This is a genomic window from Christensenella sp., assembly GCF_034927525.1.
Classification (GTDB): domain Bacteria; phylum Bacillota; class Clostridia; order Christensenellales; family Christensenellaceae; genus Christensenella.
Window position 1 is genome coordinate 24,377 of sequence record NZ_JAYFPU010000134.1, and the last position, 6,071, is coordinate 30,447.

Consider the following 6,071-nt stretch of genomic DNA (forward strand, 5'->3'; position numbering starts at 1 on the left):
GAGGGGCAATCATTATGGCTACATTTGAAGGTTATGAAAGAAGAATTGCCCAAATCGAAACCTGTATGAAGGAATACGGTTTTTCTTCGCTTGACGAAGTAAAGCAGTATACGATCGATAAAGGGCTTGACGTAGACGGTATCGTGCGCGGCATCCAGCAGATCGCTTTTGAAAACGCGATCTGGGCATATACACTGGGCGCGGCGATCGCACTCAAAAAAGGCTGTGCAAAAGCTTCCGAAGCGGCTTGCGCGATCGGCATCGGCCTGCAGGCATTCTGCATCCCCGGTTCCGTTGCGGAGCAGCGCCTCGTTGGCCTCGGCCACGGCAATCTGGCTGCAATGCTCCTCGAAGAACAGACAAGATGTTTCTGCTTCCTCGCGGGTCACGAATCCTTCGCTGCTGCGGAAGGCGCGATCGGCATTGCAAAAACGGCAAACAAAGTCCGCAAAGAGAATTTGCAGGTCATCCTCAATGGCCTTGGCAAAGACGCGGCTACGATCATTTCCCGCATCAACGGCTTCACGTATGTTGAGACGGATTATGATTATGCAACAGGCAAACTGAACATCGTTTCCGAAACGAAGTATTCGGATGGCGACCGTTCCAAAGTCCGCTGCTACGGTTGCGACGACGTAAACGAAGGCGTTGCGGTAATGCGCCACGAGGGCGTGGACGTTTCCATCACAGGCAACTCCACCAACCCGACGCGTTTCCAGCATCCGGTTGCCGGCACCTACAAAAAGTGGGCGATCGAAAACGGCAAAAAGTACTTCTCTGTTGCTTCGGGCGGCGGCACAGGCCGTACGCTGCATCCTGACAACATGGGCGCAGGCCCCGCTTCCTACGGCATGACGGATACAATGGGACGTATGCACGGCGACGCACAGTTCGCAGGCAGCTCCTCCGTTCCGGCTCACGTAGAAATGATGGGACTAATCGGCATGGGCAACAACCCCATGGTCGGCGCTTCCGTTGCAGTTGCTGTTGCCGTCGAAGAGGCAAGCAAATAATAGCTATATAAAGCTATTGCTTGGCAACAAAAAAGTTTTTTTATTTACGATTTAGCTTAGACACATCATTGTGCAGAATATGCCGATGATGTGTCTATCTTTTTTATGCGATACATCATGGTGCTGGGAATAACCGGGGATGAAAAAAGTCTGTATGTGCCGAGAAAATCTTTTATCAACGGGTAAAACAAGCGTTTATTAATCTACTTCTTTTTATCATTCCAAAATTGGAATTTCTATCAATTTATATTCTGTCTCTGCCAATTGCATTTTTGATAATTTGATTTTCTTTGCCTGACACAACTCGACCAATCGATTTTTGTAATAGGGTTCGATGCTACATCCCAAAATTATTTTGCTTATACAGTCAACACTATATTTGTTATTCTTTAATTTTTCGATTTCATCATATAATATAAGCCGCCATTCATCTTCGTATTGCCAAACATCACTTTTTTGCAGGAGTGAAAGTATTAAATCAACTGTCGAAATATCGTTTGTAGAAACCTTCATATTCTCTATATCAGAATAATCAAACAAGCTATCCGGAACCATTGCTCGTTTTTGTGAATATATAACCGGAAATAAATTTATTAGCAAATCGTCATCAATTTTTGCTTGACCCAAATCATATTCCACACAAAATCCTTTATGCTTATTTGCATAATGAGCCCACATTAGTGCATTATCGAAAGTGGTAGAAAAACAAGCTACATAATATGTATTATTAATTGTATCTCTGTTTTTTTTAATGGCTTCACTAATATCTGGGCGAAGATCATCCATTTGTGCTTTTAGCTCTTTTGTAGCTTCCTTCATCTGTTCCAAGTCCATTAATTCCGTTTGTACACCAAATTCTTGAGGATGACTAATCGCCACTCGAAGTATCTCACTAATTAGTAATGCGGGATCACTTGAATATGCATCAGTTAAATTATTTACTTCTGCTTTCCCGCTTATCCCATCTTGTAAAACTTTTCCTATCATTTTCATCACTCCCACTGTTTTCTGTTCATCCGTCAAGTTTCCCCCTTCCAAAAATTCTGGACTTGCTTCAATTAATTCCAATAAATAGTTAGAATTTGAACTTTGTTCATCATCAACATAACCATCAGTTAAAATACCTTCAACCAAAAGAGGTAGTACCCCTTCAAACATAGAAGAATCAAACTCTTTGATCGAGAGTGACTTTGCAACAATTTTGCTAATTATTGCTTCCATAGAAAAGCTAACATATGAATCGAAAGGATCGTTAAAATTTTTGATTCTCGACATATATAATATTGAATTTTCGATGTTTTCTATCGCATATTGCTGTTGATGTTGTACCTTTCCATTATCATCAGTTATATCATCCAATATAGGGCAATACTTATAAATTTTCCCATTTAGCTTTTCCCTTTTTTGTATTACAAATCGCGAGGTCACTGAAGGATTCTCAAAACAGTCTAGTAATTGTTCGCGAACCCATTTTTCTTTCTCAATACTATTCATATTTATCCCCTTTTACTAATATATATGTATTATACTATAGGTTGCTTTTAAAACAAGGTCTAGTTGTTTTACAGCGCATCTTGCACTTCCCATTAAAAACAACAATTACAATAGATGTGCGCGGCGAGTCTAGAAAAGAAGTAACAAAATAAACCATATCAAAACACAAACAAAAAACACCGGAGAAATTTTCTCCGGTGTTTTTTATTGGTCACTTTCCTTCTCTTTCCTTCTTCTGGCGCTCCTCCACAAACTCGTCAAATTCTTCAACGGGCAACGGCTTAGAATACACATACCCCTGCACGATGTCGCAGCCGGTCTTGCGCAAGAACTCCACCTGCTCAAAGGATTCTACACCCTCCGCCACTGTCTTCATGCACAGCGCCTTCGCCATATTGACGATGCCCTTCACAATCTCGCGGTCGCGGTTCGCGTTTTCCCCCTCGCGGAAGAAAAGCATATCGATCTTAAGCACATCCATAGGCAGGTCTTTTAAAATATTGAGCGACGAATGCCCCGCCCCAAAATCATCCAGCGAGCACAGGAACCCGTTCGCCTGAAATGCTTCCACAATATCCCTGAAACGATCGTGGTTGTCAAAAGCAAGACTTTCCGTAAATTCCAGCTCAATGCACCGGTCGGGTATCCGGTATTTATTTTTGATCGCAATGTATTTCTCCACAAAATTCGTCTGCAGCATACACAGCCTCGAAACATTGACGGAGATCACAACCGGCAGCACACGACCGCTGTCAAGCCTTTCGTGGTACATCCTGCACACCGATTCAAACATATACTCATCCAGCTTGATTACAAACCCATTGCGCTCAAACAGCGGGATGAATTCCGCCGGCGATAAAAATCCGTCCTCCGGGCTGATCCAACGCGCCAGCGCCTCCGCTCCCGCCACAATGTCGCCATGCTGTATATCGATCTTCGGCTGCATATAGACCTTGAATTCGCCATTTTCAAGGGCGCTTTCCATCCTCGCCTCCAGCTCCGTCTCCCGCACAATCTTCTCTCGCATCTCTGCCGAATAAAACGCGACTTGCGGGCCGCTCAAATGCTTGACGGATTTTTGCGCCACATTGGCCGCGTCCATCATATCGTTGATGGTCTGGTCGTCATGCTCCTCGATCACATAAATGCCCGAACACATCTCCAGCTTGTACCCGCGATTCGCCGTCCCCGGAAATTGTCCCAGCTGTTCGCATAACCAACTAAACCGCCGCAGGGATTCCTCGCGCGATATGTATTCGCGCAGCACAACAAAGTTGTCGCCCGACACGCGGCAAAAAGCCTCTCCCTCACGCATATCCGATTCAATAAGGTCTGCCCAGAATTTGAGCACCCCGTCGCCTATATCATAGCCAAACATTGCGTTCACGATCTTGAAATTTTTCAGGTCGCTGTACCACAGCGAATACTGCTTGTCCTTTTTACGTCCCAAAAGCTTGCGCACGTCGATCAAAAACTTCGGATAGTTGCGGTATCCTGTCAGTTGGTCGGTAAAAGCCATTTTCTTCAGCGCATTCAATCCCTGGTCGTTTGTCCTCTTGATCAGTATCATCAAAAACGCAAATACAAGGATCGCTCCCACGATGATCCCGACCAGCCCCCATGTCAGCATCGCAAACGTTTCGTTGATCTCCGCCTCCGGCACGACGCTGAAAATATACCAACCGTTCACATCGAGCGGCGTGTACGAGGCCCACATACGCACGCCTCGGTAAGTATATTCCGCAAACCCGCTTTTCCCCTGATCAAAATCTGCCTTGATACGCGCTTGTTCTTCCTCTCCAAACGGATAAAGCTCAAAGAGGTTGAGCGCATCTCTGTCCGCAGCTAGCGAAGGATGGTTAGAGCGGATGATGTATGCGCCGTCCTTATCGATAATGCTCGCATAGCCTTTTCCTCCAAACATAGAGGTATCCATGATCTCGCTGAATATGCTCGAATCGTTGACCGCGCACAGCACCTTGACCACCTCGCCGTTATGCCGGATAGGCACTGCGTAATAATTCGCCCAAAAGTCCCCGTCAACCGCCCTCTGCGTGCGGGTAATCACTTCCTCGCCCGCATATGCCTGTTCCACAAAGCCCTTACTGCTCAGGTCTACGTCCTCATAAAGCTTGCCGTCGATATCTACCCCATCCGTAAGACCGTTTCGCTCTGTAAATCCCATGCGGATAAAGGCATTTCCCTGATTGATCTCATTCAGCACAGGCAGCAATGCCTCAAAATCAGGGTTTTCCATAGAGCCGATGATGCCCGCTATCCCTTCAAGCGTCTGGAAATCCCCCTGCACTTGCTTGTCCACCGCAAGCTTGCTCTGCTGTGCGACCTCCTGCATATATTCCCGTGTTTCCCGTTCGTTTTCATCGATCGCATAGCGCAAAAAAAGCACGCCTGCCAATAGGAAGACGACACATACAATGACTGCAGCGATATATATCTTTTGTTGTGTGATCCGTTGACTTTTTTCCATACGATCCCTGCCAGGTATAAAATGTTCTCAAAAAAACAGCGAAAAAGATTCTTTCACTGTTTTTTATCATATCACGTAACAATTGTAAGGGCAATCAAAAAATGCTAAAAATGTACGCGTCTCACTGCTGTTTGCTTGTATTGTTTGTTGGCAAACATCAGCATAAACAGACATGTCACCACCGCATAGCCCGCGCTCATAAAGAACGTCCAAAACATCGGTACAAAACCCATTTGTACGGCGATCATCGGTGCAAAGCCAATAAACAGGATCATAAATCCGTACAAAACATATTCGCTCCACAGCATCTTGCGCCGACACACGATGAAGGTCGCCAGCGAGATCATCGCCACCGCTTCGATGGGCAGCCCGAACAGCAAAGACCAAAGGCCGCCGCCCGCGTTCAAGTCAAATACAATAAGCATCAGCGAGATCATACACACCTGCGCGAAAAACTTCACGCTGCCACGCGCCTTAGAACGGATCGTGTGCAGCACCAATACCCAGATATATCCCAAAACAACGGCGACATCCAAAAACCAGTAGCCGCCCGCTTCGCCACGCGTCAAAAGATTGATGAACGCGCATACCGCGACGATCAGCATCGTCACAACGAGCGCCTTATATTTTCCGTTTCCGGCAGGCGCTGCATACTTCTCGTCCTTGCGCGCATAGGCCGGATAGGTGTGTTTTGCTTCCGCGCCCTGCTGTCCGGTTAATTTCCGTTCACACAGCGGACATGTTGTTAAGTTTTCGTCCACCCTCACGTTGCAATATTCACAGTTTCTCATCACAAGCACCCCAATTATTGGTGTAGATTTCGATGTCCGGGCTCACGTTCCGCGCCAAAAAGCGGAAAAAGAACCGGATCGTGTCCGCCTGCTCGATCGAACGGATAAATGAGATCGTCATTTTACCATTGACCGAACACATACAACAGTTGACCGGGCTTCTCTCCGTCGGATAAACCACAGCCTCCATCCGGTCAACAAGCGGCTTCATATCATCAGGCAATACCACCTGCCCGACATTAGAGACCGTCATGGTCTTTACATCTTCGCTGAAGAACGCAAATA

Annotated in this window: 4 protein-coding genes and 1 pseudogene; 1 reads left to right on the plus strand and 4 read right to left on the minus strand. The window is 46.2% G+C overall.

Annotated elements, in window-relative coordinates; translation table 11 throughout:
• Window positions 1-14 precede the first annotated feature (14 nt).
• Window positions 15-1,013 carry a GGGtGRT protein gene (locus VB081_RS05540; RefSeq protein WP_323399843.1) on the plus strand — a complete coding sequence of 333 codons (999 nt, stop codon included), beginning with the start codon at window positions 15-17 and terminating at the stop codon, window positions 1,011-1,013.
• A 216-nt stretch (window positions 1,014-1,229) separates the two neighbouring features.
• On the opposite strand, the gene VB081_RS05545 is transcribed toward VB081_RS05540, so the two are convergent.
• The 4 genes and pseudogenes from VB081_RS05545 to VB081_RS05560 form a co-directional block, all read right to left on the minus strand.
• Window positions 1,230-2,507 carry a DUF2971 domain-containing protein gene (locus tag VB081_RS05545; protein WP_323399844.1) on the minus strand — a complete coding sequence of 426 codons (1,278 nt, stop codon included), beginning with the start codon at window positions 2,505-2,507 and terminating at the stop codon, window positions 1,230-1,232.
• 211 nt (window positions 2,508-2,718) lie between these two features.
• Complete coding sequence (locus tag VB081_RS05550) at window positions 2,719-4,995, minus strand: bifunctional diguanylate cyclase/phosphodiesterase (RefSeq protein ID WP_323399845.1); 2,277 nt, start codon at window positions 4,993-4,995, stop codon at window positions 2,719-2,721.
• A gap of 104 nt (window positions 4,996-5,099) precedes the next feature.
• On the minus strand, window positions 5,100-5,786 hold the full coding sequence (locus VB081_RS05555; RefSeq protein WP_323399846.1) for a DUF6320 domain-containing protein: 687 nt from the start codon (window positions 5,784-5,786) through the stop codon (window positions 5,100-5,102).
• A pseudogene (locus VB081_RS05560) lies at window positions 5,773-6,071 on the minus strand (alcohol acetyltransferase); the annotation flags it as partial. The gene VB081_RS05555 and the pseudogene VB081_RS05560, both read right to left, overlap by 14 nt.

Coding starts and splice junctions, on each gene's coding strand:
- VB081_RS05540 (WP_323399843.1), top strand. CDS start 15: ATGGCTACATTTGAAGGTTATGAAAGAAGAATTGCCCAAATCGAAACC.
- VB081_RS05550 (WP_323399845.1), bottom strand. CDS start 4,995: ATGGAAAAAAGTCAACGGATCACACAACAAAAGATATATATCGCTGCA.
- VB081_RS05545 (WP_323399844.1), bottom strand. CDS start 2,507: ATGAATAGTATTGAGAAAGAAAAATGGGTTCGCGAACAATTACTAGAC.
- VB081_RS05555 (WP_323399846.1), bottom strand. CDS start 5,786: ATGAGAAACTGTGAATATTGCAACGTGAGGGTGGACGAAAACTTAACA.